The sequence below is a fragment of the Rathayibacter sp. Leaf299 genome, from assembly GCF_001423055.1.
GTDB lineage: Bacteria > Actinomycetota > Actinomycetes > Actinomycetales > Microbacteriaceae > Rathayibacter > Rathayibacter caricis.
Genome location: NZ_LMNT01000002.1, coordinates 270,299 through 296,235 on the forward strand (window position 1 = coordinate 270,299; position 25,937 = coordinate 296,235).

The following is a 25,937-nucleotide window of genomic DNA, read 5'->3' on the forward strand; positions in this document are numbered from 1 at the left end:
GACGCGTCAGCGGCATCCCGCGGCGACCGCGATCGCGTCCTCGCCCGGGTAGCCGTACGGCTCGACGCCCGACCCGTCGGTGTACCCCAGCGAGAGCGCCCACGCCGTCGCCCACTTCTCGTCGTCGCCGTCGAACGGCGCCGCGCGGTACAGGTCGTAGCAGCTCTCCTTCGACGTGATGGAGTGGCCGACCTCGTGCGCGACCAGGCCCACCGTCCAGCTCGCGTCCCAGTAGCGCTGGATGCTCTCGGTGAGCTGGATCTGCGACGGCGCGCCCTCCTGCAGACTCCACGTCGCGAGCCCCGCACCGGAGTCGCGGTCGCCGTAGGCCGTGCCGGCGATCTCGATGCTCTCGCGCCACTCGATGTCGATCGGGACGCCGCCCGAGATCGAGTCGGCGAAGTCGAGCACCTGCTGCTTCCGCGGCCAGTCCGGGGCGGCGCGCTCGGCGAGCCCCTCCTCCTGCGACACCCGCATCACCTCGGCCTGCGCGAGGTAGGCCCGCAGAGCGGTGGGCTCCGAGAGGCGCACCGCCGCCCGCTCGGAGCCGTAGCCGTAGAGCGCCCGCTCGACGAGCCAGCGCGACTGGCGCGACGCCGCGGTGCTGCTCGCCACCAGCGCGTCGGCCGTCGCCGCGGTGCTCTCCGTGAACGCGGTCGCGGCGTCCGTCACGGCGGCGAGCAGGGGGCGGATGCGCTCCCGCTGCTCGTCCTGGTCGGCGGCCTCGGAGGCGAGCGCGTCGGAGTCGGAGTCGAGAGCGTCGGCCGCGGCGAAGCGCTCGTCCGCGCCCTCCGGAGCCTCGGAGGCATCGGCCGTCGCCGGCTCGGCGACCGGCACGTCGTCCGCCGCGTCCACGACGGCGTCGATCGCCGCTCGGTACGCGTCCCGGGCGGCGGGATCGACGGCCGCGTCGCCCGCCTCGTCGAGCGCCGGCCGGATGTCGGCCGTCTCGCCCTCCACCGAGTCCTCGAGCGCCTGCCACGAGGCCGCCGCACGATCGTGCTCGGCGGCGGTCCGCTCGAACCGCTCCGCCGCCTCCTCGTACCTCTGCTCCGACAGCGCGTCGCGGACGAGGACCGCGGTCGTGCCCCCGCCGGCCAGCAGGAGGAGGGCCGCACCGCCCGCGACCACCCGGCGTCCCGTGCGCGAGAGTCGGCGCCGCGGCGGCCGCCCGGGCACCAGGGTGTCCGGATCGGGCGGGGGGAAGGCGGCAGCAGGCGCGGCGGCGGAGTCGGCGGTGCTCACGGCATTCAGTATCGCGGCAGCGGCCGTGAGGGGATCCATGCCGACCTCACACCGGCCCGGCGGGCGGGTCCGCGTAGGGTGTCCGACTGTGGATCCGCGCTCGCCCGACCCCTCGCCCGTCCCTCCGCTCTCGGACGCCGGGGCGCAGGCGCTCGACGCGGGCACCGTCGCCGAGATCCGGGCGCTGCGCGACGACTTCGCGCGGTTCATGCTCCAGTACAAGTTCGGCATGGACGAGATCGTCACCAAGGTGTCGATCCTGCAGGAGGAGTTCCGCGAGCTGCAGGAGTACAACCCCATCGAGCACGTCTCGAGCCGGTTGAAGTCGGCCGACAGCCTCATCGAGAAGATCGAGCGCAAGGGCTGCGACACCACCTTCGAGGGCATCGCGGGAGCGATCACCGACATCGCGGGCGTGCGGATCACCTGCAGCTTCGTCTCGGACGTCTACCGCGTCTTCGAGCTGCTCACCTCGCAGTCCGACGTGACCGTCCTCGAGGTGAAGGACTACATCGCGTCGCCGAAGGAGAACGGCTACAAGAGCCTGCACGCGATCGTCGAGGTGCCGGTGTTCCTCTCGGGAGGCTCCGTCGACGTCTGCGTCGAGGTCCAGTTCCGCACCATCGCGATGGACTTCTGGGCCAGCCTCGAGCACAAGATCTACTACAAGTACGACCGCCAGGTGCCCTCCGAGCTGCTCGACGGCCTGGCCGACGCCGCCCGCACCGCCGCGGCCCTCGACGCCGACATGGAGCGCCTGCACCGGCAGGTCCGCGGCGAGCTCCCGATCGAGCGCCCGCCCCTGCGCGCCCTCGACGTCTGACCCGCAGCACTGCTCGAGTCGTCAGGCCTCGGCGCTGTAGAGATCGAGTGAATCCAGCGGCTCGAGGTCCGGCTGCTGCTGGGGCGCCCAGTTCGGCGAAGGGGCGAAGGCTCCATCGACACGCTCCTTCGCCTTCCTCAACAGTGCGTCCTTGTCTTTCTGAACCAGGTTCGGATCGAACGCCAGCACTGACCGGAAATTATCCAACGCGTCGTACGCCCTCGCCTGTTCCCGCTCGACGACCGCGGTGGCGATGGACGCCCAACTCTTCTTCAGATCCGGAATGCTCGCCCATTCAGAGTTCTGCTCGACGCGGCGGATGGAGAACACGCAGTAGCCGGCAGCGAGCCGTTCTCCATCTGGGAACTCGAGTCTCATGTCGTCGGGATCGATGACCAATGAGCGATCACCGATATCGGTTCGTGGAGCGGCCACGACAGCGTAGTAGCCCGACTTCGTGAGCGGCAGGCTCGTGTCCAGGCCGATCTCGACTTGAGTCTCGCTGGTCTGTCCGGCGATGATGCCCAGCCCTTCGGTCACCAGTGGAACGAAAGGATCGACAGCTACCGCCACGCTGATGCCTGCCTTCGAAGCAACGCTGGTGACGTATTTCAGCACCGGGGTGATGAGGTCCCCGTGGTTGACCGAGAAGAGTCCGAGCTCGAGGTCGAGCACGCCGCCCCGCCAGGGAACCGCCGGCAGAACCCGTTTGCTCACCAGAAGCACCCTGTCGCGGTCATCCTTCTGCAGTTCCTCGCTGGGAGTGTGCATTCCTAATGCGTGCGCACTCTCCGCTCCTTCGGTTGCGAGAGTCACTGAGCTGTAGACCGTTGCGCTGAATCTCGAGAACCAGCGGCGCCCTGCCTCCAGCCGCGCCGACTCGATCCACACTTCGACGTAGTGCTCGTCAGTGACGAACGCCTTGTCGGCGACGTCCGAGCCCGGATCCGCGAGGTCGCGCAGGAACGTCCAGTCCGTGGGAGCCGTCGTGCTCGCACGCTTCAACAAATCGCCGAACCAGCTCATGACGCTCTCCTGAACGAGGGTGTGCGCCAGTGCCCGGGTGAGCGTCGGCGCTCGATGGGGCTGAAGCTACTCCCGCGCGCCGACGAGGCACAAGGCGAGGTCGTCTGCTCTTCGGGGTGTTTCGCAGCGGCCCCGAGTCGATGCGCTGACGCTGTCGTCCAGATGCACGTCGAGCCGTTGCCGGGGCTCGGGTGGTAGCGGTGCTCGGGGTCGATCCCGCTCAGCCCAGCGCTGTCACCAGCACCAGCAGCAGCACCGCGCTGCCGTTCAGCGTCGCGTGCGAGATGATCGCCGCGCCCAGCCGCCCGGTCGCCGTCGCGATCCAGCCGTGGGCGAGCCCCGCGACGACGGTCGTCACTCCGAGCGTCACGATGGTCGCCGGGTTCACCATCTGGTGCCCGTGCAGCAGCGCGAAGACGAGGGTCGACGCGACGATGCTGAAGACCGCCGCCCAGATGCGCCGCCCCCGCGTCGGAGGAGCGGCCTCGGCCTTCGTCCGCAGCATCCGGTTGCGCACCGCCCGCATCACGACGCCGCGGCACAGGATCTCCTCGACGATCGGCGCGACGACGACGGGGATGACCACCGAGCTCAGCACGAACCACACCGGGTCGGGCTCGAGCGCGAGGTTGCCCTGCGCCTCCTGGAGGAACGGCGAGAACCCGATCAGCACGAGGACGATCACGATCCGCACGGCGATCCCGAGCCCGATGCCGATCGGCACGTCGATCCAGCGGAACGTCAGCCCGTAGTCGCGGGCGAGCGACTTCAGCCCGCGCAGCCGGGAGGCGAGCACCGGCACGACGAGCCCGATGAGGTAGCTGCCGAACGCACCGGCGAAGGCCAGCGCGGGGGAGTAGGGGAGCACGCCGAGCCCGAACAGCACGATCAGCACCGCGAGCGGCAGCACGATCCCGGCGATGGTCAGCACTGCCGTCGGCAGCCCCCAGCGCACCCGCGGATCGGGGAGGTAGAGGAGAGACGAGTACGGCGCATCGACCGACGGCTGCGGCTCGAAGGCCTGGTGCGGGGCCGGCCATCCGCCGGTGGAGACGACCGCGGGCTCCTCGGGAGCGACGGTCGAGGGATCGGGCGGCGGGAAGGCGGCGGGATTCATGGCCTCACCAGGCTACGCAGCGACCCTGGGCGAACGGCGCGGCGGGCGAGCCCCGCGAACGTCCCGGGAAACGAGAGAAACCCCCGCCATGTAGAAGCTAGGCGAGGGTTTCCGTGGCTCCGACGGGCGTCGATCCCGTGACCTCACGATTTTCAGTCGTGCGCTCTACCAACTGAGCTACAGAGCCGTTGCGACGAGTACGCCGCTGAAAAAGGCCCTTCCTCTCGGAAGGGCCCCTTTGCGACCCTGACGGGACTTGAACCCGCGACCTCCGCCGTGACAGGGCGGCACGCTAACCAGCTGCGCTACAGGGCCTCGTTGCGAAGACAAGCATACTGCCTTCGAGGCTATTCGATTTTCACCCCGGTCGTCTCCGACCGGATCTTCTCGGTGTCGTCTTCGTGACCCCAACGGGATTCGAACCCGTGCTACCGCCGTGAAAGGGCGGCGTCCTAGGCCACTAAACGATGGGGCCGGAAGCTGCAGGGCTGACCCTGCGGCCGACCCCACCATGACTACCGACACGCAAGCATACGGATGATCGCCCCGGATGCAAAATCCGAACGTTCCGCACACGCCACGAACCCCGTCCGGGGTTGCCCGGTCCCTAGGCATACCGGTAGGGGCTTGGTTAGGGTTGGTCGGAATTGCCCTTCCCCCGGTGGCGGTCACCTCCGCCTGTCCGGACTCCGGCTCCCCCTGCAACCCCGAGGTCCCATGCTCTCTCTCCCGCGCCGCCGCAGCCCCGCACCGTCGTCGGCCGCGCCACGGCTCGGGCGACTGCGCGCCACGGCTCTCGCGTCGGCGACCCTCGCGCTGGTCGCCGGGCTCCTGGTCGCCACTCCGGCCCAGGCCGTCGAGTACCCGACGTGGGCCGATGTGGAGGCCGCCAAGGGCGACACCGCCGCCGCGGCCGCCCAGGTCGACAGCATCACCTCGCTGATCGCCGACCTCCAGGACGAGGTCGCCGCCGCTCAGCAGCTCGCCGAGGAGCGGGGTGCCGAGTACTTCGCGGCGCAGGAGAAGTTCGACGAGGCCGCGGACAAGGCCGCCGGGCTCGACGCCCGCGCGACCGAGAGCGCCGACGAGGCCGACGCCGCCTCGCAGCAGGCCGGCCTCCTCGCCGCGCAGCTCTACCGCACCACGGGCACGGACCTGTCGGTCAACATCTTCCTCGAGGGCGAGAGCGGCGGGTCCGAGGACCTGCTCGGCCGCATCGGCAACATGACCAAGCTCGTCGAGCGCTCGAACGCGATCTACGAGCAGGCGAGCACGGCCCGCAACACGGCGTCCTCGCTGGCCGACCAGGCCGAGGTCGCCCGCAGCGAGCGCGAGCGCCTCCGGCAGTCGGCCGAGGCCGCACTGGCCGAGGCCACGGCGGCCCAGCAGGCGTCGGAGTCGGTCCTCGCCGAGCAGCAGCAGCAGGGCATCGTGCTCGAGCAGCAGCTCGCCGCACTCCGCGACACCGAGTCGCGCACCGTCGCCGAGTACCAGGCCGGAGTCGCGGCGCGGGAGGCCGAGCGCCAGCGCAAGCTCGCCGAGGAGGCCGCCGCGCGTCAGGCCGCCGCCGAGGCTCAGCGGATCGCCGCCGCAGCGGCCCGCGCCGCCGCTGCCGCAGCAGCTGCATCGCGCCCGAGCACGGGCGGCTCGAACTACACCGCACCGGCGCCCTCCGCGGGCGGCGGATCGACCGCGGTCAGCGACTCCGGTTGGGTGGAGCCCGTCAACGGACGGATCACCGGCACCTTCGGCCCGCGCAGCAGCCTCTCGACCGGCGGCGGCTCGACCAGCTCGTACCACCGCGGCACCGACCTCGCAGCCTCCTGCGGCACCCCGATCTTCGCCGCGCACAGCGGCACGGTCACCTACGCCGGCGTCTTCGGCACGTACGGCAACTGGATCGAGATCAACCACGGCGAGGGCATCAGCACCGGCTACGCCCACATCATCGCGGGCGGCATCTACGTGCGCGTCGGCGAGCGGGTCGAGGCGGGTCAGCAGATCGCGTCCGTCGGCTCCACCGGCGCATCGACCGGCTGCCACCTGCACTACGAGACCCGCGTCAACGGCACCGCCGTCAACGCCCAGCCCTTCATGGCCGCACGAGGAGTGACACTTGGTTGACCCCCGCACCACCGCTCGGAGCTTCACCCCGGCACCGCGCGAGCGGGCCTGGAAGGGTCGCCTCCCGATCGCGGTGTCGGCCGCCTTCGCCGTGACGGCGATCACGGCGTCCTTCGGGCTCACGCCCGCGACGGCCGACGACCCGAAGTACCCCTCGTGGGACGACGTGCAGAACGCCAAGCTCGACGAGGCCGCGAAGCAGGCCGAGATCGACTCGATCACCGGGCTCGTCGCGGGGCTCCAGACCGCGGTCGACGAGACCTCCGTCGAGGCGATGCGCAAGGCCGAGACCTGGCGCCAGGCGACGGATGCGCTGGCCGCCGCCGCGCAGACCGTCACCGATCTCGAGGACCGCGCCGTCGAGGCGTCCACGAAGGCGCAGACCTCGAGGATGCGCGCGGGCCTGCTCGCCGCCCACCTCTCCCGCGCCGCGGGCGGGGACCTCTCGATGAGCCTCGTCGCGCGCGGCGAGGACGCCGGGGATCTGCTCTACCAGCTCGGCGCCATGTCGCAGCTGTCGGAGCAGTCGCAGAAGGTCTACGCCGACGCGCTCGCCGACAAGCAGCTCGCCGAGTCGCTCGCCGAGCAGGCCGACGTGGCGGTCGACGAGCACCGGAAGCTCTCGGACGAGGCGGACCGCGCCCGCGCGACGGCCGATTCCGCCGCCGAGTCCGCCCGGTCGGCTCTGGCCGTGCAGGAGGCGAAGTCCTCCGAGCTGATCGCGCAGCTCGCCCTGCTCAAGGACTCCACGGTCGAGGTCGAGACCGCGTTCCTCGCGGGCGAGCAGCAGAAGCGCGCCGAGGCCGCCGCAGCAGCCGCCGCGGCGCGCGCGCAGGCCGATGCCGAGGCCGCGGCAACGGAGGAGGACTCGCGTCCCGCTCCCGTCGTGACCGCTCCGGTGGGCGCCACGCCGTCGCGACCGGCGGCACCGCCGCAGCAGCCGCCGGTTCAGGCCCCTGTGCAGCAGCCCGTGCAGCCGCCCGCCCAGCCGGCGCCGCCCGTGCAGGCGCCTGCGCCTTCTCAGCCCCCGCCGCCTCCCGTCCAGGCGCCCGTCCAGCCGGCGCCGCCGCCCGTCCAGGCTCCGGCGCCCGTCCAGCCCGCTCCGGCCCCGGCGCCCGCACCGGCTCCGGCTCCCGCCCCCGTCGGACCGCCGCAGACGAACGCCGTCGAGACCGCCATCTCGTACGCGTCCGCGCAGCTCGGCGAGCGCTACGTGCTCGGCGGCATGGGCCCGGACGTCTGGGACTGCTCCGGCCTGACCAAGCAGTCGTACGCCACCGCGGGCGTCTACATCGGCACGCACTCCGCGACGAACCAGTACAACACCATGGCCGGCGACGGGAAGCTGGTGCCCTACGGCGAGCGTCAGCGCGGCGACCTGATCTTCTGGGGATCGGCGGGCGACTACTACCACGTCGCCATCTACCTCGGGAACGGCCAGATCATCGAGGCGCCGAACCCGAACGCACCGGTGCGCATCCACTCCATCTGGGGAGTGCCGACCGGCATGGTCGGCCGTCCGAGCGCCTAGCGCTCCCCGCGAACGACGAGAACCCGCCCCCACCGGCGATCCAGCAGTGCTGGACTCCGGCGGGAGCGGGTTCTCGTCGTTCGAGAGGCGACCCGAGGGGTCAGTGACCCTCTTCGGCCAGCTTCTTGATGCCGTCCTGGACGATCTGCTCGGCCTCGGCCGCGTCGCCCCACGCCTCGACCTTGACCCACTTGCCGGGCTCGAGGTCCTTGTAGCGCTCGAAGAAGTGCTTGATCTCGTTCTTGGTCTGCTCCGGCACGTCGCCGATGTCCTGGATGTGCTGCCAGCGCGGGTCCTTCGCGGGGACCACGATCACCTTGGCGTCGGAGCCGGCCTCGTCGCTCATGTTGAGGACGCCCACGGGGCGCACCGAGACGCCCACACCCGGGAAGACCGGGTACTCGAGCAGCACGAGCGCATCGACGGGGTCGCCGTCCAGGCCCAGCGTGTTCTCGAAGTAGCCGTAGTCCGTCGGGTAGACGAAGGAGGTGAAGAGCACCCGGTCGAGGTAGACGCGACCGGTCTCGTGGTCGACCTCGTACTTGTTGCGGCTGCCCTTGGGGATCTCTACGACGACGTCGTATGCGGCCATGTTCGCTCCTTGAGTCGGTGGCGCCGCGGGCGGCGCATCGGCGGATCGGATCCGCCTCCCGAGCGCGTGCACACGCCAGCGCTCGCAGGCCGGATCGCTGGCCTAACGTTACTTGATGTGCCCGATCGCCCCCGTCTGACCCCCGCCGTCGCCGACCTGCGCCGAGCCGTCCGCACCGGCCTCGACGGCCTCGAGCGCGGCTCCCTGGTCCTCGTCGCGCTGAGCGGAGGAGCCGACTCGCTCGCCCTCGCCGCAGCCGTCGCCTTCGAGGCGCCGCGTGCCGAGCTGCGCGCAGGCGTCGTGATCGTCGACCACGGCCTGCAGGAGGGGTCGGACGGAGTCGCTCGTCGCGCCGCCGAGCAGGCGCACGCACTCGGTCTCGCGCCCGTCCTCGTCGAGGTCGTCTCCGTGCAGGAGGGGGAGGACGGCCCGGAGGCGGCCGCCCGCACCGCGCGGTACGGCGCCCTCGCCGATGCGCTCGAGGCGACCGGGGCGGTGGCGGTCCTCCTCGGGCACACGCTCGACGACCAGGCCGAGACGGTCCTCCTGGGCCTCGCCCGCGGAGCCGGCGCCGCGAGCCTGCACGGCATGGCTCCGGTGAGCGGACCGCTGCGACGGCCGCTGCTCGGCCTCCGCCGGGCGACGACGCGGGCCGCGTGCACCGACGCCGGCCTCGAGCCGTGGGACGACCCGCACAACGACGACGTCCGCTACTCCCGGGTGCGCGTTCGCCGTTCGGTGCTGCCTGTTCTCGAGGACGAGCTCGGCCCCGGCGTTGCCGAGGCGCTCGCCCGCACGGCCGAGCAGCTGCGCGAGGACGGCGACGCGCTCGACGCGATGGCGCTCGACTGGGCGCTCGAGCTCGTCGGCCAGAACGACGAGGGCCATGTGACGGTCGACGCCCGCGGGCTCGCGGCTGATCCGCCCGCGCTGCGGCAGCGCATCATCCGCCTGGTCGTGTCGAACGAGTTCGGAGTCTCGCTCTCGCGCGCGCAGACTCTCGCCGTCGCCGCGCTCGTCACCGACTGGCACGGCCAGAAGGGCGTCGACCTCCCCGGCGTCCTCGCGACCCGCTCCGGCCCCGACCTCGTCTTCGCCCCGGCCCGCCCGCGCTGACCTCCCGCTGCGCGCTCTGCAGGACGCGGGTCTCGAGACGCCGCTTGCGCGGCTACTCGACCTGCAGAGCTGGGATCGGCTCGCCGAGCGGGCGCGACGCCCCCGTAGAGTGATCGGGTGGAAGCAGCCGACATCGCCGACGACATCACCGAGGTCCTCTACACCGAGGCCGAGATCCATGCGCGGATCCGTGACCTGGCCCGCGCGATCGAGCGCGACTACGCCGGGGAGAACCTGCTCATCGTGGGCGTCCTGCGCGGCGCCGTGATGGTCATGGCCGACCTCGCCCGCGAGCTCAAGATCGACATCGTCATGGACTGGATGGCCGTCTCCTCCTACGGCAGCAGCACCAAGTCCTCGGGTGTCGTGCGGATCCTGAAGGACCTCGACACCGACATCACCGATCGCAAGGTGCTGATCGTCGAGGACATCATCGACTCCGGTCTCACCCTCTCGTGGCTGCAGGGCAACCTGCGGAGCCGAGGCGCCGAGTCGGTCGAGATCTGCGCGCTGTTCCGGAAGCCCCGCGCCGCCAAGGTCGAGGTCGAGGTCGCGTACGTCGGGTTCGACATCCCCAACGACTTCGTCATCGGCTACGGTCTCGACTACGCCGAGCGCTACCGCAACCTCCGCGATGTCGCGATCCTCGCGCCCCACGTCTACGCCTGATCCGACTCCGCTCGCCGAGCGGGCCGACGTCGCGCAGCGCAGCCTCGACCGGCTGTTCCGGGCGCCCCTGATCGGGTACCACGCGAGCTACCCGACCTCGGTCGCCGCCGACGCGCCGTTCCACTACTGGTGGCTCGCGCACGCGATCGACGCCGCGGTCGACGCGTTCGAGCGCACCGGAGACGCGGCGCACGTCGAGCGGGCGCGGCGCGTGCACCGGGCGATCCGGCTCCGGAACGGCGGGCGCCTGGTCAACGGCTACTTCGACGACATGATGTGGCTCGGAGGCGCTCTCGCACGCCTCGGAGCGGCGTCCGGCGAGCCGCGCTGGCTGGACCGCGCGGACCGGCTCTGGCGCTTCTCCGCCCGGAAGGGCTGGAACCTCCGCCACGGCGCCAGCCTGGCCTGGCGCCGCAGCCAGCTCGACTACAAGAACGCCCCGGCGAACGGGCCGTTCGCGATCCTCGGCGCGCGCCTCGAGCTGCTGCGTCCCGATGGGCGCGAGGTGCTCGCCCGCGCGGCGTTCGACTGGATGCACGTGCGCCTGCGCGACGACGAGTCGGGCTTCGTCGCCGACGGCATCGGCCGCGAGGGCGGCTCGGCGCGCGACGACTGGGCCTTCAGCTACAACCACGGCGTCTACATCGGCGCAGCGCTCGCCCTGCACCGACTGCAGCCGGATGCGCGCCTCATCGCCCACGCGTCCCGCACGGCCGAGGACCTGATCGACCGCCTCGCTCCCGACGACGTCCTCGTCGACCAGGGCGCGGGCGACGGCGCCCTCTTCGGCGGCATCGCCTACCGCCACCTCGTCGATCTCGCGCTGATGGAGGGGGTCGCCCCCGCGACCGCCGAGCGCCTCCGCTCCTTCGTCCTCGGCAGTGTCGACGCGCTCTGGCGGTCTGGGGAGAGGAACGGCGTCCTGCTCGCCGGCCCGCGCTGGGACGCCCCGCCGACCCTCCCCGCCACCCTCTCGGCCCAGCTCGGCGCGGTCCTCGCCACCGAGGCCGCCGCGCGCCTCCTCCCGGCCCCCTGACCCTGGCGCCCACGTACGATCTGCAGGCATTGCGCGCGGGAATCCGCTTCCCTCCGCTTGTCCCCGCCCGTCCTGCCCCGGATCCCCTGCAGATCGCGCAGCCCGACGACGAGCCGTAGGACGCGACGCACGCCCACGGCGAACGCGCGGGGCGCGTTCAGAGTGCGGGAGGTAGCCTGACACTCACATTTCTCCGTCAGAAAGGTGCCGGGTCTCGACCCGCAACATTCATGAACGTCAAGCGCATCTTCCGGGGTCCCATTCTCTACGTCGTCCTCGCGATCGTCGCGGTGTGGATCGGGTCCTCTCTGATCACGATGTCCGGGTTCCGGCAGATCAGCACGCAGGAGGGCCTCCAGCTGCTGCAGGACGGCCAGGTCGAGTCGGCGAAGATCGTCGACGGGGAGCAGCGGGTCGACCTGACGCTCTCGCAGGCCGACGGCGACAACGGCACGCAGGTGCAGTTCTACTACGTGGCTCCGCGCGGCACCGAGGTCATCGATGCCGTGACCGCGGCCGACCCGTCGGACGGCTACGACGACGAGGTCCCGCAGACCAACTGGTTCCTGTCGGCGCTCGGCTTCCTGCTCCCGATCCTCCTGATCGGCGCGTTCTTCTGGCTGATGCTCTCAGGCATGCAGGGCGGCGGCAACCGCGTCATGCAGTTCGGCAAGTCGAAGGCGAAGCTGGTCTCGAAGGAGTCGCCGAAGGTCACGTTCCAGGACGTCGCCGGTGCCGACGAGGCCATCGAGGAGCTGCACGAGATCAAGGAGTTCCTGAAGGAGCCCGCGAAGTTCCAGGCGGTCGGTGCGCGGATCCCGAAGGGCGTGCTCCTCTACGGCCCTCCCGGGACCGGAAAGACCCTGCTCGCCCGCGCCGTCGCGGGGGAGGCGGGCGTGCCGTTCTACTCGATCTCGGGCTCGGACTTCGTCGAGATGTTCGTCGGAGTCGGCGCGAGCCGCGTGCGCGACCTGTTCCAGCAGGCGAAGGAGAACTCGCCGGCCATCATCTTCGTCGACGAGATCGACGCCGTCGGCCGTCACCGCGGTGCCGGCATGGGCGGCGGCCACGACGAGCGCGAGCAGACGCTCAACCAGCTCCTCGTCGAGATGGACGGCTTCGACGTCAAGACGAACGTCATCCTGATCGCCGCGACCAACCGCCCCGACATCCTCGACCCGGCGCTGCTGCGCCCCGGTCGCTTCGACCGCCAGATCGGCGTCGACGCTCCGGACCTGCTCGGCCGCAAGCGCATCCTCGAGGTGCACGGCCGCGGCAAGCCGCTCGCCGAGGGAGTCGACCTCGAGGTCGTCGCCCGGAAGACCCCGGGCTTCACCGGTGCCGACCTCGCGAACGTCCTCAACGAGGCCGCGCTGCTCACGGCCCGCTCCAACGCGCAGCTGATCGACAACCGCGCGCTCGACGAGGCGATCGACCGCGTGATCGCCGGCCCGCAGCGCCGCACGCGCGTCATGCGCGACAAGGAGAAGCTGATCACGGCGTACCACGAGGGCGGGCACGCTCTCGCCGCCGCCGCGATGCGCCACACCGATCCCGTCACCAAGGTGACGATCCTGCCGCGCGGCCGCGCCCTCGGCTACACGATGGTGCTGCCGCTCGAGGACAAGTACTCGACCACCCGCAACGAGCTCCTCGACCAGCTGACCTACGCCATGGGCGGCCGCGTCGCCGAGGAGATCGTCTTCCACGACCCCACCACGGGTGCGTCGAACGACATCGAGAAGGCGACCGCGATCGCCCGCAAGATGGTCACCGAGTACGGCATGTCCTCGAACGTCGGAGCCGTCAAGCTCGGCCAGTCCTCGGGCGAGATGTTCCTCGGGCGCGACATGGGCCACCAGCGCGACTACTCCGAGCAGATCGCCGAGCGGGTCGACGCCGAGACCCGGCAGCTCATCGAGCAGGCGCACGACGAGGCGTGGCAGGTCATCAACGCCAACCGCGACATCCTCGACCGGCTCGCCGCCGACCTCCTCGAGAAGGAGACGCTCGACCACGACCAGCTGGCCGACATCTTCAAGGACGTCCGCCGCATCGACGAGCGCCCGCAGTGGCTCTCGAGCGACAAGCGCCCGCTGTCCGACCTCCCGCCCATCGCGATCCCGGCCGCCAAGGCCCCGATCGACGCCGGGGCGACCGACGGAGGAGTCGTCTCCGAGAGCACGGAGCAGACTGCGCCGCAGCGTCCGCCGCTGATCAACCCGCGTCCCGCGACGGCCTAGGCTCCCGTGGCCGTCGACAGGGCGCGCATCGAGGCCGCCGTCGTCGAGCTCCTCGCGGCAATCGGGGACGACCCCGGTCGCGAGGGGCTCGCCTCCACTCCGCGGCGCTTCGCCGAGGCGTACGAGGAGTTCTTCGGCGAGAGCGACGTCGACCCCGCCTCCCACCTCGACGAGACCTTCGCGGTCGTCGAGGGCGAGGCGACCGCGCACCCGGACGGGCAGACCGTGATCGTCCGCGATCTCGCGTTCCGCTCCGTCTGCGAGCACCACCTCCTGCCGTTCGTCGGCGTCGCGCACATCGCCTACCGCGCGGGGGAGCGGGTCGTCGGCCTCGGCCGTCTGCCGCGCGTCGTCGAGACCGTCGCCTCGCGACTCCAGCTCCAGGAGCGGCTGACCGAGCAGATCGCCGACGTGATCCAGACGGGCCTCGCGCCCGAGGGCGTCGTGGTCGTGGTCGACGCCGAGCACGGCTGCGTGCGGATGCGCGGACCGCGCCAGACGCGCAGCTCGACCGTCACGGTCGCCGCCCGCGGCACCCTCGCCGAGCCCGCCGCCCGTGCGGAGATCATCGCGCTGATCGGCGCCGCCCGGGGGGAGTGACGTGCCCCCCTCCGCCGCCGACCTCGCGCCGACCGGGCGCGCCGCCCTGCTCGGGATCCTCAACGTCACCCCCGACTCCTTCAGCGACGGCGGCCGCTGGTTCTCGGTCGACGACGCTGTGCGGCACGGCATCGGCATGACGCGCTCGAGCGGCGACGGGCCGGCCGCGTTCGGCGCCGACCTGATCGACGTCGGCGGCGAGTCGACGCGACCGGGCGCCGCGCGCGTGGACGCCGACGCGGAGCAGGCGCGCGTGCTCCCCGTGGTCCGCGCGCTCGCCACCGAGGGCGTGCAGGTCAGCATCGACACCATGAGCGCGGCGACGGCCGAGGCCGCTCTCGATGCGGGCGCGCTGGTCGTCAACGACGTCTCGGGCGGCCTCGCCGACCCGGCCATGCTGCCGCTCGTCGCCGAGCGCGGCGCCGTCTACATCGCCATGCACTGGCGCGGCCACAGCGCCGACATGAACGCGCTCGCCTCCTACGCCGACGTCGTGGGAGAGGTGCGGGGCGAGCTCGAGCGCCGGATCGACGCGGCGCGCGAGGCGGGCATCCGCGACGACCGCCTGATCCTGGATCCGGGACTCGGCTTCGCGAAGAACGGCGGCCACGACTGGGCCCTCCTCGCGCACCTCGACTCGATCGTGTCGCTCGGCTTCCCTGTGCTCGTCGGGCACTCGCGCAAGCGCTTCCTCGCTCCGTTCGCCGCCGAGGCCGCCGCCGCCGAGCGCGACGACGTGACCGCCATGCTCAGCCTCCTCGCCGCCGACCGCGGCGCCTGGGGTGTCCGGGTGCACGACGTCCGCTCGAGCGCCCGCGCCCTGGCGCTCTCCGCCCGCCTGCACGAGGAGCTCCCATGACCGAGTCCGAACCGTCCCCGTCCGTCCAGTCCGCCGTCGACCCCGCCGCCCTCGCGCTGCGCGACTCGATCACCCTCACGGGGCTGCGTGTGCGCGCGCACCACGGCGTCTTCGACTTCGAGCGCGAGAACGGCCAGGACTTCGTGATCGACGCGACCGTCTGGCTCGACGTCGCGCCCGCCGCCGGCGCCGACGCCCTTGCCGAGACGGTCCACTACGGCGAGCTCGCGATCGCACTGGCGGACGCGGTGACCCGCGATCCGGTCGACCTCATCGAGACGGTCGCCGAGCGCCTCGCCGCCGTCGCGCTCGGCTTCGCGGCGGCCGACGTGGTGCGCATCACCGTCCACAAGCCCGACGCGCCCATCCCGCTGCCGTTCGACGACGTCGCCGTGCAGATCACCCGGGCCCGCTCGTGAGGCCCCGACAGGAGCGGATCCTCCCGGAGCGCCGGGTCGTCCTCGCGCTCGGCAGCAATCTCGGCGACCGCCTCGCGCACCTGGAGGAGGCGGTCCGCGCGCTCGCCACCACTCCGGGACTGCGCGTGCACGCCGTCTCGAAGGTCGTCGAGACCCCCGCGTGGAAGCTCGACGGGGTCGACCACGACGCACCCGGCTACCTCAACGCGGTGGTCACCGGATCCACGACTCTCGATCCTGAGGACCTCCTCGCGGCGACCTCCGCGATCGAGCGCGCGGGCGGCCGCCTCCGGGGGGAGGGCGAGGAACGCTGGGGCGACCGCACGCTCGACATCGACCTGATCGCGGTCGGAGCCGTCGTCCGCGACGACCCGCACCTCACCCTCCCGCACCCCCGCGCCGCCGAGCGCGCCTTCGTCCTCGAGCCGTGGCTCGACGTCGAGCCCGACGCGGTCCTGCCGGGGCACGGCTCCGTCGCGCAGCTGCGGGCCCTCGCGAGCGACCAGGTGCATCCGTGGCCCGGAGCGATAGCGTGGAGGGGCGCCCGCGCCGCGAGCGCACCGACGAGCACCGCCCCCGGCACACCCGACCCCGAGAGCAGCACTCCGTGACGCGCACCCGCCTCAGCACCCTGCTCGGCCTCGCCCTCGCGGGCGCTGTGGCGGGGTTCCTCCTCGACCTGGCGATCGCCTCCTCCGGTCGCCCCGTGCTGCTGCCGCCGTTGACGGTGCCGCTCACCCTGGTCGTGGTCGCGGCCGTGGTCCTCGCCTTCGCGATCCCGATCCACCGAGCCACCACGGGAACGCTGCGCCGACGGATCGATCCGTTCCGCGCGATGCGCGTCGTGGTGCTCGCGAAGGCGTCGAGCCTGGTCGGTGCGCTGCTGCTGGGAGCCTCGGGCGGGATCCTGGTCTACCTGCTGAGCCGCGCGGTGCCTTCGCTAGGCTCCGTGTGGCAGGACGTCGCCACGATCGCGGGATCGATCGTCCTGCTGGTGGCCGGACTGGTCGCCGAGCACCTCTGCACCATCCCGCCGAGCGATGACGACGACGACGCCGTGGTCGGCGAGGCGAACCGCGCCTGACGCCGGCCGCCGGAGGGTCGCCGACAGGAGTACGTGAGCATGACGGACGAGCCGCAGCAGCCGCAGTCCCGCCGCGAGGCGCGGCTCGAGGAGGAGGCGCGCCGGGAGCGCGCGGAGCCGCAGCCGCTCGCGCAGGACGAGCCGCTCGCGGCGCAGGCCGAGCCGCCGGTGGCGCAGGTCGAGCCGAGCGCCCTCGGGACCCGCCTCGAGCTCACCGGCGACTGGCGCCGCGTCTCGCCCCGCTACATCGCGGTCGAGATCGTGTCGGCCGTCGTCTCGAGCGTGGTGCTGCTCGCCGTGCCGGTCGTGCTGTGGCTCGTCGGAGTGGGCTGGGCGTGGATCGCGCTCCTCGCCGCCGCCGCGCTCGCGCTGACCCTCCTCATCGTCGCGCCGCGCCGCGCCCGGGCGTACGGCTACCTCCTCCGCGACGACGACCTGCTCTTCCGCCGCGGCATCATGTTCCAGCGCTTCGTCTCCGTGCCCTACGGCCGGATGCAGCTCATCGACGTCAACCGCGGACCGCTCGCCCGGGCGCTGGGCCTCGCCGACCTGCGCTTCGTGACCGCCGCCGCGGCGACCGGAGTGAGCATCCCCGGCCTGGCCGAGGCCGACGCGGAGCAGCTGCGCGACAGTCTCGTCGCGCTCGCCGAGTCGCGCCGGGCCGGGCTGTGAGCGAGGCTCCCGAGCGAGCGGTCCGCGGCATCGAGACCGACCTCGCCGACGGGGAGTGGCACCGCCTGCACCCGGCGACGCCCGTCCTCAAGGGCGGGATCGGCCTGATCGTCGTGCTGGGCATCCTGATCACGAACCTGCGCGAGCGCCTCGTCGAGCTGTTCCTGCCCGGTGCCGGCGAGTACGAGAGCGGCGACCCCGTCGATCAGCTCGTGAACCGCGGACTGATCGGCTGGGCGCTGCTCGCGGTGGCGATCGGACTCGGCGTCGCGGTCTTCGCCTTCTGGCTGTCGTGGCGGATGCACACCTTCCGCATCACGGAGGAGGTCGTGGAGGTGCGCTCGGGCGTGCTGTTCCGCACGAACCGCCGGGCGCGCCTGGACCGCATCCAGGGCATCGCCGTGCAGCGCCCGCTCGTCGCCCGGATCTTCGGCGCCGCGAAGCTCGAGGTCGGCGTCGCGGGCCAGGACGCCAACGTCCAGCTCTCGTACCTCGGCTCCCGCCTGGTGGACGCGCTCCGCCGCGACATCCTGCGGCTCGCCTCCGGTGTCCGCGAGCGCGAGGCGGGCGCTCCGGGGGAGGCTCCGGCCGGCGGGTTCCTCGCGCGCCGACTGGAGGAGTTCGGCGGGACGGACGACGACGGCACGCCCCCGGAGTCGATCGTGTCGATCCCGCCCGGCCGGCTGCTGGGCTCGCTCGTCTTCAGCGGGTTCACCCTGTTCCTGGCGGCGTCGATCGTGGCGGTGGTGCTCGTCGCGGTCTACGGGTCGCCCTACGTGCTGATCGCGATCCTGCCGGGCCTGCTCGGCTCCGGCAGCTACTACGTGCGCCAGTTCGTGCGCTCGCTGCGCTACTCGATCGCGGCCACTCCCGACGGCGTGCGCGTCGGCTACGGAGTCTTCTCGACCAGCAGCGACACGCTGCCGCCCGGCCGCGTCCACGCGGTCGAGATCACCCAGCCGCTGCTGTGGCGGCCCTTCGGGTGGTGGCAGGTGAAGATCGACCGCGCCGGCCACGCCGCATCCCAGGGCGCGAACGGACAGCCGAACACGACGATCCTCCCGGTCGGCGATCTGCGCGACGTCGAGAAGGTGCTCGGCCTGCTGCTGCCGGGCGCCGCGGAGGGCGCCGAGGCCACTCCGGTCGGCGACGCGCTGCGGCACCGCGACGCCGCCGGCTTCACCCGGGCGCCCCGCGCCGCGGCCTGGCTCCGCCCGTTCTCGTGGCGCCGCACCGGCTACCGGCTCACCGACGACGTGGTGATCCTGCGCAGCGGAGCCGTCTGGCGGCGCGTCGCCGTCGTGCCGCTCGCGCGCATGCAGAGCATCGGCGTCCAGCAGGGGCCCGTCCAGCGCCTGCTGGGGCTCGCCTCGGCCCGCGTGCACACGGTCACCGGCCCCGTCACTCCGATGGTGCCCGTGATGGGAGCGGCCGACGGGCTCGCGTTCTTCGACGCTCTGGCGCACGCGGGAGTGCGCGCGGCCGAGCGCGATGCCAGCCACCTGTGGGGGAGGCGCGCGGCCGCCGCGCCCGCCCCGTCGTGGCCCGCCCCCGAAGGAGACCCGTATGCCTGAGCCCCGCCGCGACGGACGCCTCGGCGTCGGGATCATCGGAGCCGGTCGCGTGGGCCCCGTGCTCGGCGCCGCTCTCGCCGGCGCCGGCCACGCGATCGTCGGAGTCGCGACCACGAGCGAGGCCGGCCGCGAGCGCGCCGACGCCCTGCTGCCCGGCGCGCCGATCCTCGCGATCCCCGAGCTCGTCGAGCGCAGCGAGCTCGTCGTGCTGGCGGTCCCGGGCGACGAGCTCGGGTCGCTGGTCGCCGGGCTCGCCGCCGCGGGGGTCTGGCAGCCGGGCCAGCTCGTGCTGCACACCGCTCCCGAGCACGGGTTCGGGATCCTCGCCCCCGCTCTCGCGGCCGGAGTGATCCCGCTCGCCGTGCACCCCGCGATGGCCTTCAGCGGTACGAGCCTCGACCTCGCGCGACTCGTCGAGACCTACTTCGCGGTCACCGCACCGGGTCCCGTCCTCCCGATCGCGCAGGCCCTCGTCGTCGAGATGGGCGGCGAGCCGGTGACCGTGGCGGAGGCGGACCGCGCGGCCTACGCAGAGGCCGTCTCGACCGCCACCACGTTCTCGAGCGCCATCGTCGACCAGGCCGCCGGCCTGCTCGCCGGCATCGGCGTCGAGAAGCCCGGCTTCTTCCTCTCGAGCCTCGTCCGCTCCTCCGTCGACGACGCCCTCCGCCGCGCCGCCGGCTGACCGCCCGCCTCAGCGATGGTGGATCTCGGTAGGCCCGCTGCGCGGGCTACTCGATCAGCAGGGGGAGGGGCGGGCGTCGCCGGTAGCATCGTCGGGTGATCAGCACCATCGAACGCATCGACGCCCTCCGCGAGCGGGTGGCGGAGGCGCGTCGCGCCGGATCCCGCGTCGCCCTCGTCCCCACGATGGGCGCCCTGCACGACGGCCATCTCGCGCTCGTCGACGCGGCACGCGCGAGCGCCGACCTCGTCGTCGTGTCGGTGTTCGTGAATCCGCTGCAGTTCGGCCCCACCGAGGACCTCGACCGCTACCCGCGCGACCTCGCCGCCGACACGGCGCTGCTGGAGGCCGAGGGCGTCGATGTCGTCTTCGCCCCGTCGGTCGCGCAGATGTACCCGGACGGGCCCACGTCGACCCGCGTCGTCGCCGGGCACGTCGGCACCCTCTACGAGGGACGCTCCCGCCCGGGTCACTTCGACGGCATGCTGACCGTGGTCGCGAAGCTGCTGCACATCGTGCAGCCCGACGTCGCGTTCTTCGGGCAGAAGGACGCGCAGCAGCTGTTCCTCGTGCGGCGCATGGTGCGCGACCTCGACGTGCCCGTCGCGATCGAGGCCGTCGAGACGGTCCGCGAGGAGGACGGCCTCGCCCTCTCGAGCCGCAACCGCTACCTCGACGCCCGCGAGCGCCGCGCCGCGCGCACCGTCCCGAACGTGCTCGAGGCCGCCGCCTCCGCGGCCGACGGCGGGATCGACGCCGTGATCGCGGCCGCCCAGTCGGCGGCGATGGGCGAGGCGCTGGTTAAGCTGGACTACCTCGTCGTCGTGAACCCGGCGACGCTCCTCCCGGTCGACGACGACCATCGCGGCCCGGCCCTCGTGCTCGTCGCCGCGATCGTCGGATCCACCCGGCTCCTCGACAACGGCCCGATCCTGCTCGCCTGATCGCGCCCCTCCGCCCCCGACCGAAAGCACCTGCGCCCCGACATGGCCGACACCCCCGACGCCCCCGTGCCCCCGTCCGAGCTCTCCGCCGAGGAGGCGTCTGAGCAGAAGGCCGTGCGTCTCGCCAAGCGCGAGCGGCTGATCGAGCGCGCGGGCGAGGACCTCGGCGGCGGCGCGTACCCGGTGGCGGTCGGAGTGACCGACACCATCGCCGCGGTCCGCGCGCGGCACGCTGGTCTCGAGCCCGACGTCCGCACGGGCGAGCGGGTCGGCCTGGCCGGCCGCGTGGTCTTCCAGCGCAACACGGGCAAGCTCTGCTTCGCGACGCTGCAGTCCGGCGACGGCTCCCGCATCCAGGCCATGGTCTCGCTCGGCGACGTCGGCGAGGAGTCGCTGGCCGAGTGGAAGGAGCTCGTCGACCTGGGCGACCACCTGTTCGTCGAGGGCGAGGTGCTCTCGAGCAAGCGCGGCGAGCTGAGCGTCTGGGTGTCGAGCTGGACCATCGCCGCGAAGGCGATCCTCCCGCTTCCGAACCTGCACAACGAGCTCGGCGACGAGACCCGGATGCGCCAGCGCTATCTCGACCTGATCGTGCGTCCGCAGGCCCGCGAGACGGTCGTCACCCGCGCGGCGGTCAACGCGTCCCTCCGCAGCACCTTCTCGTCGCACGGCTTCCTCGAGGTCGAGACGCCGATGCTGCAGGTCATGCACGGCGGAGCCTCGGCCCGCCCGTTCGCGACGCACTCCAACGCGTTCGACACCGAGCTCTACCTCCGCATCGCCCCCGAGCTGTACCTCAAGCGGGCCGTCGTCGGGGGCATCGACCGCGTGTTCGAGATCAACCGCAACTTCCGCAACGAGGGCGCCGACTCCACGCACTCGCCCGAGTTCGCGATGCTCGAGGCGTACCAGGCCTACGGCGACTACACCTCGATCGCCGATCTCACGCAGGAGCTGATCCAGAACGCGGCGCTCGCCGTCGCCGGATCGCACGTGGTCACCTGGGCCGACGGCACCGAGTTCGACCTCGGCGGCGAGTGGGACCGCATCTCGATGTACGAGAGCCTGTCGCAGGCCACCGGCATCGCGATCACCCCCGAGACCCCGCTGGTCGAGCTCGAGACGCTCGCCGAGCGCGAGGGCGTCGAGGTGCACGTGCCCACGCACGGCAAGTACGTCGAGGAGCTGTGGGAGCACTTCGTGAAGGGCGGGCTGACCCGTCCGACCTTCGTGCTCGACTTCCCCGTCGACACCTCGCCGCTCGTGCGCGCGCACCGCACCATCCCGGGCGTCGTCGAGAAGTGGGATCTCTACGTCCGCGGCTTCGAGCTCGCCACCGGCTACTCGGAGCTCGTCGACCCGGTCGTGCAGCGCGAGCGCTTCGTCGAGCAGGCGCGCCAGGCGGCCGCGGGCGACGACGAGGCGATGCGCCTGGACGAGGACTTCCTCCGCGCCCTCGAGCACGGCATGCCGCCGACGGGCGGCATGGGCATGGGCATCGACCGGCTCCTGATGGCGATCACCGGCCTCGGGATCCGCGAGACGATCCTGTTCCCGCTCGTCAAGTAGCCTGGACGAACGGCGGGTCCGCCCCCGCCGAGCACGACGGCGGCCCTCGCGGCCGGACGGGGGAGACGTGGTCCGGGCATCCAGCATCGTCGCGATCGCGGTCGCGAGCGTGCTCACCGTCGCGCAGTTCGGGGTGGGCACGGTGGTCGCCGCGTCCGTGCTCGCCGATTCCCGCGACCTCGGAGCGGCCGTCGCCGATCGGCAGGCGGCCGAGGCGTTCGAGCCCGACGCCACGATCGCCGGATTCGCGGAGCGCACAGCCATGTCCACGCGCGGCCGCGCCCTCTACTACGCCTCGCACCCCTCGGTCGAGCCGACCACCGGCTTCAACGAGCTGTGCGGCTACGGCGCCTCGGACGAGATCGTGCTCGGCTGCTACACCGGCAGCGACATCTACATCTCGGACGTGGACAACCCCGATCTCGACGGCATCCGCGACGTCACCGCGGCTCACGAGATGCTGCACGCGGCGTGGGACCGGCTGGACGACGACGAGCGGAGCGACCTCGGCGCACAGCTCGAGGCCGCGTACGAGACCCTTCCCGAGGGCGGCACCGTCGCCGAGCGGCTCGAGCTGTACCGCACCGGCGGGCTGGGCGAGCGCGTCAACGAGCTGCACTCCATCCTGGGCACCGAGGCCGTCGACCTGCCGCCGGCGCTCGAGGCGCACTACGCCCAGTACTTCACCGACCGCTCGGTGGTCGTCGGGCTGAACGCGCGCTACGAGGCCGTCTTCACCGATCTCGAGAACCGCATCACCGACCTGGTCGCCCGGATCGAGGCGTCGTACGTCGACCTGACGGCGCGGGTCGAGGCGAACAACGCCGAGTACGACGCCCTGAACGCCGAGATCGACTCCTTCAACTCCCGCGCCGACAGCGGCGACTTCGCCTCGCAGTCCGCGTTCGACGCCGCCCGGGCCGATCTGCTGGCCCGCGGAGAGGCCATCGACGCCCGGCGCGACGCGATCGACGCGGACATCGCGGCGTACGACGCGCTCCGCACCGAGCTCGAGGGCCTGAACGCCGACGCGGCCGCCCTCAACAAGTCCGTCGAGAGCGGCTGACACTCACGTCACGGCCATCCCCAGGCCCGGTCCGGTGCGCCCGGGTAGGATCGCCGCATGGACTGGGAGATCTGGAATCAGGGGCTGTGGGCTCTTCTGCCGACCGTCAGCATCGGTCTCCTCTTCTGGTTCATCATGCGCGCGCTCATCCGCTCCGACCGCAACGAGCGCCGCGCCTACGACCGCATCGAGGCGAAGGAGCGCGCCCGCCGCGGTCTGCCTCCGCGCGACGCCTCCTGACCGACCCCTCCTGACCGACCCCGGATCGGGGAGCGGCGCGCAGCCCGCGCCGTCGCCGACCCCCTGCACGCGAACGGCGAGGAGACGCGGTGCCGCAACCGGACTGGTCGCTCGTCCTCGCGATCGCCGCGATCGTCGTCGAGCTCGTGGTGCGCGTCGTCGCCGTCATCGTCGTGCCGCGCAACCGGCGCCCGACCACCGGTCTCGCCTGGCTGATGGCGATCTTCCTGATCCCCTACGTCGGCATCCTCCTCTTCCTCTTCATCGGGAGCTACCGCCTGCCGCGCAAGCGCCGGCGCAAGCAGGAGGAGATCAACCGGTTCATCCTCGAGTCGACGGAGGGCATCGACCGGGTCGCGCGCAACCACCCGTGGCCGCAGTGGCTCGAGTCGGTCGTGACCCTCAACCGCAACCTCGGCGCCATGCCGCTGGTCGGCGGCAACGACGCCCGGCTGCAGGGCGACTACGAGCAGACGATCCGGGCGATGGCCGCCGAGATCGATCGTGCGCGCCGGTACGTGCACTGCGAGTTCTACATCCTCGCCGCCGACTCGACCACCGAGCCCTTCTTCGACGCGCTCGACCGGGCGGTCGCCCGCGGCGTGCGGGTGCGGATCCTGCTCGACCACATCGCGTCGATCCGCGTGCCCGGCTACGCGGGGGGCACCTACCGGCGGCTGCGCCGCCTGCGCGACGCCGGTGCGCACTGGTCCTACATGCTCCCCGTGCGCCCGTGGCGCGGGCAGTACCAGCGCCCCGACCTCCGCAACCACCGCAAGCTCCTGATCGTCGACGGCAACGCGGCCTTCATGGGCTCGCAGAACGTCGTCGACTCCAGCTACAACAAGCGCGGCAACATCCGCCGGGGCCTGCACTGGCACGATCTGATGGTGCGGCTCGAGGGTCCGGTGGTGCAGGGCCTCAACGCCATCTTCATCACCGACTGGTACAGCGAGACCGACGAACTGCTGCTGCGCGAGTCCGAGCCGATGGAGGCGCTCCAGCAGCGCGACACCATCGACTGCCAGGTCGTGCCGAGCGGGCCCGGGTTCGACGGAGAGAACAACCTGCGGCTGTTCCTCACCCTGCTCTACTCGGCGCAGAAGTCGATCATCATCACGAGCCCGTACTTCGTGCCGGACGAGGCGATGCTCTACGCCATCACGACGGCCACGCGCCGGGGGATCCACGTCGAGCTGTTCGTCTCCGAGATCGGCGACCAGGCGGTCGTCTACCACGCGCAGCGCTCGTACTACGAGACGCTGCTCACGGCCGGCGTGCGGATCTGGATGTACCGCGCTCCGACGATCCTGCACGCGAAGCACTTCACGATCGACGACGACGTCGCCGTGATCGGCTCGAGCAACATGGACATGCGCTCGTTCACCCTGAACCTCGAGGTGTCGCTGATGGTGCGCGGGGCCGAGTTCGTGGAGGACCTGCGCCAGGTCCAGCAGGACTACCGCGAGCACTCGCGCGAGCTGACGCTGCGGGAGTGGCGCCGGCAGCCGCTGCGCTCGACGATCCTCGACAACCTCGCGAGGCTGACCTCCGCGCTGCAGTGACGCCCGGTGCCCCTTTCTGGGCGGAGACGAGCAAGTCTCACTTCTTCTAAGCTCCGAGAGACGGCGCCTCCGCGGCGGCCGTGCTCACGATCGGAGTCGCCACCGTGGTCCCACGCCCCGTCCTGCAGAATCCCGCCAGCATCCCGATCGGCGCCGGCGCCCGCACCGTCCGGCTGCGCGGCGCCGACGGCGTCGCGGCGCTGCGTCGCGCGGCCGACATCGACGTCGACCTGCCCCTGGCCTTCCGGATGGATCTCGCCCTCGCCGGCGTCGACGGCGTGCGCGCACTGCACATCGTCACCGGCCCGCTGGTCGTCCGCTGGCCGAGCGACCGCATCGTCGAGCCGTCGACCGTCCTGCTCCTGCCGATGGAGGGGGAGCTCGTCGTCGAGTCGTCGGCCGGCACGATCGCGGTGTCGGAGGGTGTCCTCGCGCTGTCGTCGGACGTGCCGGTCGTCGTGTCCGCGCGCCGCCCCGTCCGGCTGCTCCTCCTGCGTCTCGCCGTGCCGACCGCCGAGCGCTCCAGGAGGCCGGAGCCGCCGCGGTACGTCCCTGCGTCGCCGCTCACCGACACGGCGCGCTCGCTGCTGCGCGTGTTCCTCGCCGATCTCGACATCGGCCACGCGGTGCAGGCCGAGTTCCTGAAGGACGCCGTGCAGCGCCTCGGCCGGGTCCTCGACTCCGAGCGCTCCGATCCGTCGCTCGAGCGGATGGGGATCCACGACATGGTCGAGGCGGCCGAGCGGGTCGTGCAGGCCGACCACACCGATCCGGGCCTCGATCCCGGCACCGTCGCCCGCCGCTGCCGGGTGAGCCTGCGCACGCTGCAGCGGGCGATCGCCGACGAGCGCGGCACGACGCTCCGGGAGCTCATCTCGACGGTGCGCACCGAGAGCGCGCTCCGCATCGTCGGCGGTCCGGAGGGGGAGGACCTGCCGCTCAGCGACATCGCTCGGCGGGCGGGGTTCTCGTCGCCCGAGCGGCTGCGCCGGGCGATCGCCACGCAGACGGGGCTCTCGCCCAGCGAGTACCGCCGGCGCCTGCGCGACGAGGAGCGCGCGGTCGGCTGACCGGCGGCACTCTTGCCGCTCAGCCGCGCGGGCGCAAGGCCCTGTCCCCCGGAACACCCTCGGCGTAG

Annotated in this window: 25 protein-coding genes and 3 tRNA genes; 21 read left to right on the forward strand and 7 right to left on the reverse strand. The window is 72.2% G+C overall.

Going from position 1 to position 25,937, the window contains the following annotated elements; translation table 11 throughout:
• Nucleotides 1-6: 6 nt before the first annotated feature.
• Complete coding sequence (locus ASF48_RS08545; RefSeq protein ID WP_055789797.1) at nt 7-1,245, reverse strand: hypothetical protein; 1,239 nt, start codon at nt 1,243-1,245, stop codon at nt 7-9.
• A 208-nt stretch (nt 1,246-1,453) separates the two neighbouring features.
• Here ASF48_RS08545 and ASF48_RS08550 point away from each other — a divergent pair, with 208 nt between their 5' ends.
• Nucleotides 1,454-2,068 (forward strand): GTP pyrophosphokinase, encoded by a 615-nt coding sequence (locus ASF48_RS08550; RefSeq protein ID WP_235577235.1) that lies wholly within the window; start codon nt 1,454-1,456, stop codon nt 2,066-2,068.
• A 21-nt stretch (nt 2,069-2,089) separates the two neighbouring features.
• Here ASF48_RS08550 and ASF48_RS08555 read toward each other — a convergent pair whose 3' ends face one another.
• The 5 genes from ASF48_RS08555 to ASF48_RS08575 form a co-directional block, all read right to left on the reverse strand.
• Entirely contained in the window at nt 2,090-3,094 is a 1,005-nt protein-coding gene (locus ASF48_RS08555; RefSeq protein WP_055789804.1) for a hypothetical protein, read from the reverse strand.
• Between the two features lie 220 nt (nt 3,095-3,314).
• Complete coding sequence (locus ASF48_RS08560) at nt 3,315-4,211, reverse strand: CPBP family intramembrane glutamic endopeptidase (RefSeq protein WP_055789806.1); 897 nt, start codon at nt 4,209-4,211, stop codon at nt 3,315-3,317.
• A 114-nt stretch (nt 4,212-4,325) separates the two neighbouring features.
• Nucleotides 4,326-4,398: transfer RNA gene (locus ASF48_RS08565), tRNA-Phe, on the reverse strand.
• 54 nt (nt 4,399-4,452) lie between these two features.
• Nucleotides 4,453-4,526 (reverse strand) — tRNA-Asp (locus ASF48_RS08570).
• A gap of 87 nt (nt 4,527-4,613) precedes the next feature.
• Nucleotides 4,614-4,686 (reverse strand) — tRNA-Glu (locus tag ASF48_RS08575).
• A 242-nt stretch (nt 4,687-4,928) separates the two neighbouring features.
• Between ASF48_RS08575 and ASF48_RS08580 the strand changes: the two genes are divergently transcribed.
• Nucleotides 4,929-6,335, forward strand: a complete 1,407-nt coding sequence (locus ASF48_RS08580) for a peptidoglycan DD-metalloendopeptidase family protein (RefSeq protein WP_055789809.1) — start codon at nt 4,929-4,931, stop codon at nt 6,333-6,335.
• A complete protein-coding gene (locus tag ASF48_RS08585) occupies nt 6,328-7,866 on the forward strand; it encodes a C40 family peptidase (protein ID WP_157603111.1) in 1,539 nt (512 codons plus the stop codon). Before ASF48_RS08580 ends, ASF48_RS08585 begins: the two co-directional genes overlap by 8 nt.
• A 100-nt stretch (nt 7,867-7,966) precedes the next feature.
• Here ASF48_RS08585 and ppa read toward each other — a convergent pair whose 3' ends face one another.
• Nucleotides 7,967-8,458: an inorganic diphosphatase gene (ppa, locus tag ASF48_RS08590; RefSeq protein WP_055789813.1), complete on the reverse strand. Its 492-nt coding sequence runs from the start codon at nt 8,456-8,458 to the stop codon at nt 7,967-7,969.
• A gap of 117 nt (nt 8,459-8,575) precedes the next feature.
• Here ppa and tilS point away from each other — a divergent pair, with 117 nt between their 5' ends.
• The 18 genes from tilS (at nt 8,576) to ASF48_RS08680 (ending at nt 25,869) form a co-directional block, all read left to right on the forward strand.
• Entirely contained in the window at nt 8,576-9,574 is a 999-nt protein-coding gene (tilS, locus tag ASF48_RS08595) for a tRNA lysidine(34) synthetase TilS (protein ID WP_055789817.1), read from the forward strand.
• A gap of 117 nt (nt 9,575-9,691) precedes the next feature.
• Entirely contained in the window at nt 9,692-10,243 is a 552-nt protein-coding gene (hpt, locus tag ASF48_RS08600; RefSeq protein WP_055789820.1) for a hypoxanthine phosphoribosyltransferase, read from the forward strand.
• On the forward strand, nt 10,209-11,279 hold the full coding sequence (locus tag ASF48_RS08605; RefSeq protein WP_055789823.1) for a glycoside hydrolase family 76 protein: 1,071 nt from the start codon (nt 10,209-10,211) through the stop codon (nt 11,277-11,279). The genes hpt and ASF48_RS08605 overlap by 35 nt, the downstream gene beginning before the upstream one ends.
• A 230-nt stretch (nt 11,280-11,509) precedes the next feature.
• Nucleotides 11,510-13,522, forward strand: coding sequence for an ATP-dependent zinc metalloprotease FtsH (ftsH, locus tag ASF48_RS08610; protein ID WP_055789825.1), 2,013 nt, complete (start codon nt 11,510-11,512; stop codon nt 13,520-13,522).
• Nucleotides 13,523-13,528: 6 nt separating this feature from the next.
• Nucleotides 13,529-14,122, forward strand: a complete 594-nt coding sequence (gene folE / locus ASF48_RS08615) for a GTP cyclohydrolase I (RefSeq protein WP_055789828.1) — start codon at nt 13,529-13,531, stop codon at nt 14,120-14,122.
• A gap of 1 nt (nt 14,123) precedes the next feature.
• Nucleotides 14,124-14,981 carry a dihydropteroate synthase gene (folP, locus tag ASF48_RS08620; protein WP_055789830.1) on the forward strand — a complete coding sequence of 286 codons (858 nt, stop codon included), beginning with the start codon at nt 14,124-14,126 and terminating at the stop codon, nt 14,979-14,981.
• Nucleotides 14,978-15,400: a dihydroneopterin aldolase gene (gene folB / locus ASF48_RS08625; protein WP_082481148.1), complete on the forward strand. Its 423-nt coding sequence runs from the start codon at nt 14,978-14,980 to the stop codon at nt 15,398-15,400. The genes folP and folB overlap by 4 nt, the downstream gene beginning before the upstream one ends.
• Entirely contained in the window at nt 15,397-16,011 is a 615-nt protein-coding gene (folK, locus tag ASF48_RS08630) for a 2-amino-4-hydroxy-6-hydroxymethyldihydropteridine diphosphokinase (RefSeq protein WP_082481149.1), read from the forward strand. Before folB ends, folK begins: the two co-directional genes overlap by 4 nt.
• A complete protein-coding gene (locus ASF48_RS08635) occupies nt 16,008-16,484 on the forward strand; it encodes a DUF3180 domain-containing protein (protein ID WP_055791409.1) in 477 nt (158 codons plus the stop codon). The genes folK and ASF48_RS08635 overlap by 4 nt, the downstream gene beginning before the upstream one ends.
• A 39-nt stretch (nt 16,485-16,523) precedes the next feature.
• Nucleotides 16,524-17,156: a PH domain-containing protein gene (locus ASF48_RS08640; RefSeq protein ID WP_082481150.1), complete on the forward strand. Its 633-nt coding sequence runs from the start codon at nt 16,524-16,526 to the stop codon at nt 17,154-17,156.
• Nucleotides 17,153-18,730: a PH domain-containing protein gene (locus ASF48_RS08645; RefSeq protein ID WP_055789834.1), complete on the forward strand. Its 1,578-nt coding sequence runs from the start codon at nt 17,153-17,155 to the stop codon at nt 18,728-18,730. The genes ASF48_RS08640 and ASF48_RS08645 overlap by 4 nt, the downstream gene beginning before the upstream one ends.
• Nucleotides 18,723-19,415, forward strand: a complete 693-nt coding sequence (locus tag ASF48_RS08650) for a Rossmann-like and DUF2520 domain-containing protein (protein ID WP_055789836.1) — start codon at nt 18,723-18,725, stop codon at nt 19,413-19,415. Before ASF48_RS08645 ends, ASF48_RS08650 begins: the two co-directional genes overlap by 8 nt.
• 95 nt (nt 19,416-19,510) lie before the next feature.
• Complete coding sequence (panC, locus tag ASF48_RS08655) at nt 19,511-20,359, forward strand: pantoate--beta-alanine ligase (RefSeq protein ID WP_055789839.1); 849 nt, start codon at nt 19,511-19,513, stop codon at nt 20,357-20,359.
• A 42-nt stretch (nt 20,360-20,401) separates the two neighbouring features.
• Nucleotides 20,402-21,928: a lysine--tRNA ligase gene (gene lysS / locus ASF48_RS08660; RefSeq protein ID WP_055789840.1), complete on the forward strand. Its 1,527-nt coding sequence runs from the start codon at nt 20,402-20,404 to the stop codon at nt 21,926-21,928.
• A 67-nt stretch (nt 21,929-21,995) separates the two neighbouring features.
• Nucleotides 21,996-22,994, forward strand: a complete 999-nt coding sequence (locus ASF48_RS08665) for a hypothetical protein (RefSeq protein WP_055789843.1) — start codon at nt 21,996-21,998, stop codon at nt 22,992-22,994.
• Between the two features lie 57 nt (nt 22,995-23,051).
• Nucleotides 23,052-23,234 carry a hypothetical protein gene (locus tag ASF48_RS08670; protein ID WP_055789846.1) on the forward strand — a complete coding sequence of 61 codons (183 nt, stop codon included), beginning with the start codon at nt 23,052-23,054 and terminating at the stop codon, nt 23,232-23,234.
• Between the two features lie 89 nt (nt 23,235-23,323).
• On the forward strand, nt 23,324-24,799 hold the full coding sequence (gene cls / locus ASF48_RS08675; protein WP_055789849.1) for a cardiolipin synthase: 1,476 nt from the start codon (nt 23,324-23,326) through the stop codon (nt 24,797-24,799).
• A gap of 104 nt (nt 24,800-24,903) precedes the next feature.
• The gene (locus ASF48_RS08680; RefSeq protein ID WP_146168342.1) at nt 24,904-25,869 is read left to right on the forward strand and encodes an AraC family transcriptional regulator; all 966 of its coding nucleotides are present in this window, start codon (nt 24,904-24,906) and stop codon (nt 25,867-25,869) included.
• Nucleotides 25,870-25,937 lie beyond the last annotated feature (68 nt).

Bases quoted from the DNA above. Each gene is read 5' to 3' on its own strand.
- ASF48_RS08550 (WP_235577235.1), top strand. From the start codon at position 1,454: ATGCTCCAGTACAAGTTCGGCATGGACGAGATCGTCACCAAGGTGTCG.
- ASF48_RS08555 (WP_055789804.1), bottom strand. From the start codon at position 3,094: ATGAGCTGGTTCGGCGATTTGTTGAAGCGTGCGAGCACGACGGCTCCC.
- ASF48_RS08560 (WP_055789806.1), bottom strand. From the start codon at position 4,211: ATGAATCCCGCCGCCTTCCCGCCGCCCGATCCCTCGACCGTCGCTCCC.
- ASF48_RS08580 (WP_055789809.1), top strand. From the start codon at position 4,929: ATGCTCTCTCTCCCGCGCCGCCGCAGCCCCGCACCGTCGTCGGCCGCG.
- ppa (WP_055789813.1), bottom strand. From the start codon at position 8,458: ATGGCCGCATACGACGTCGTCGTAGAGATCCCCAAGGGCAGCCGCAAC.
- ASF48_RS08605 (WP_055789823.1), top strand. From the start codon at position 10,209: ATGTCGCGATCCTCGCGCCCCACGTCTACGCCTGATCCGACTCCGCTC.
- ftsH (WP_055789825.1), top strand. From the start codon at position 11,510: ATGAACGTCAAGCGCATCTTCCGGGGTCCCATTCTCTACGTCGTCCTC.
- folB (WP_082481148.1), top strand. From the start codon at position 14,978: ATGACCGAGTCCGAACCGTCCCCGTCCGTCCAGTCCGCCGTCGACCCC.
- ASF48_RS08640 (WP_082481150.1), top strand. From the start codon at position 16,524: ATGACGGACGAGCCGCAGCAGCCGCAGTCCCGCCGCGAGGCGCGGCTC.
- ASF48_RS08650 (WP_055789836.1), top strand. From the start codon at position 18,723: ATGCCTGAGCCCCGCCGCGACGGACGCCTCGGCGTCGGGATCATCGGA.
- lysS (WP_055789840.1), top strand. From the start codon at position 20,402: ATGGCCGACACCCCCGACGCCCCCGTGCCCCCGTCCGAGCTCTCCGCC.
- ASF48_RS08670 (WP_055789846.1), top strand. From the start codon at position 23,052: ATGGACTGGGAGATCTGGAATCAGGGGCTGTGGGCTCTTCTGCCGACC.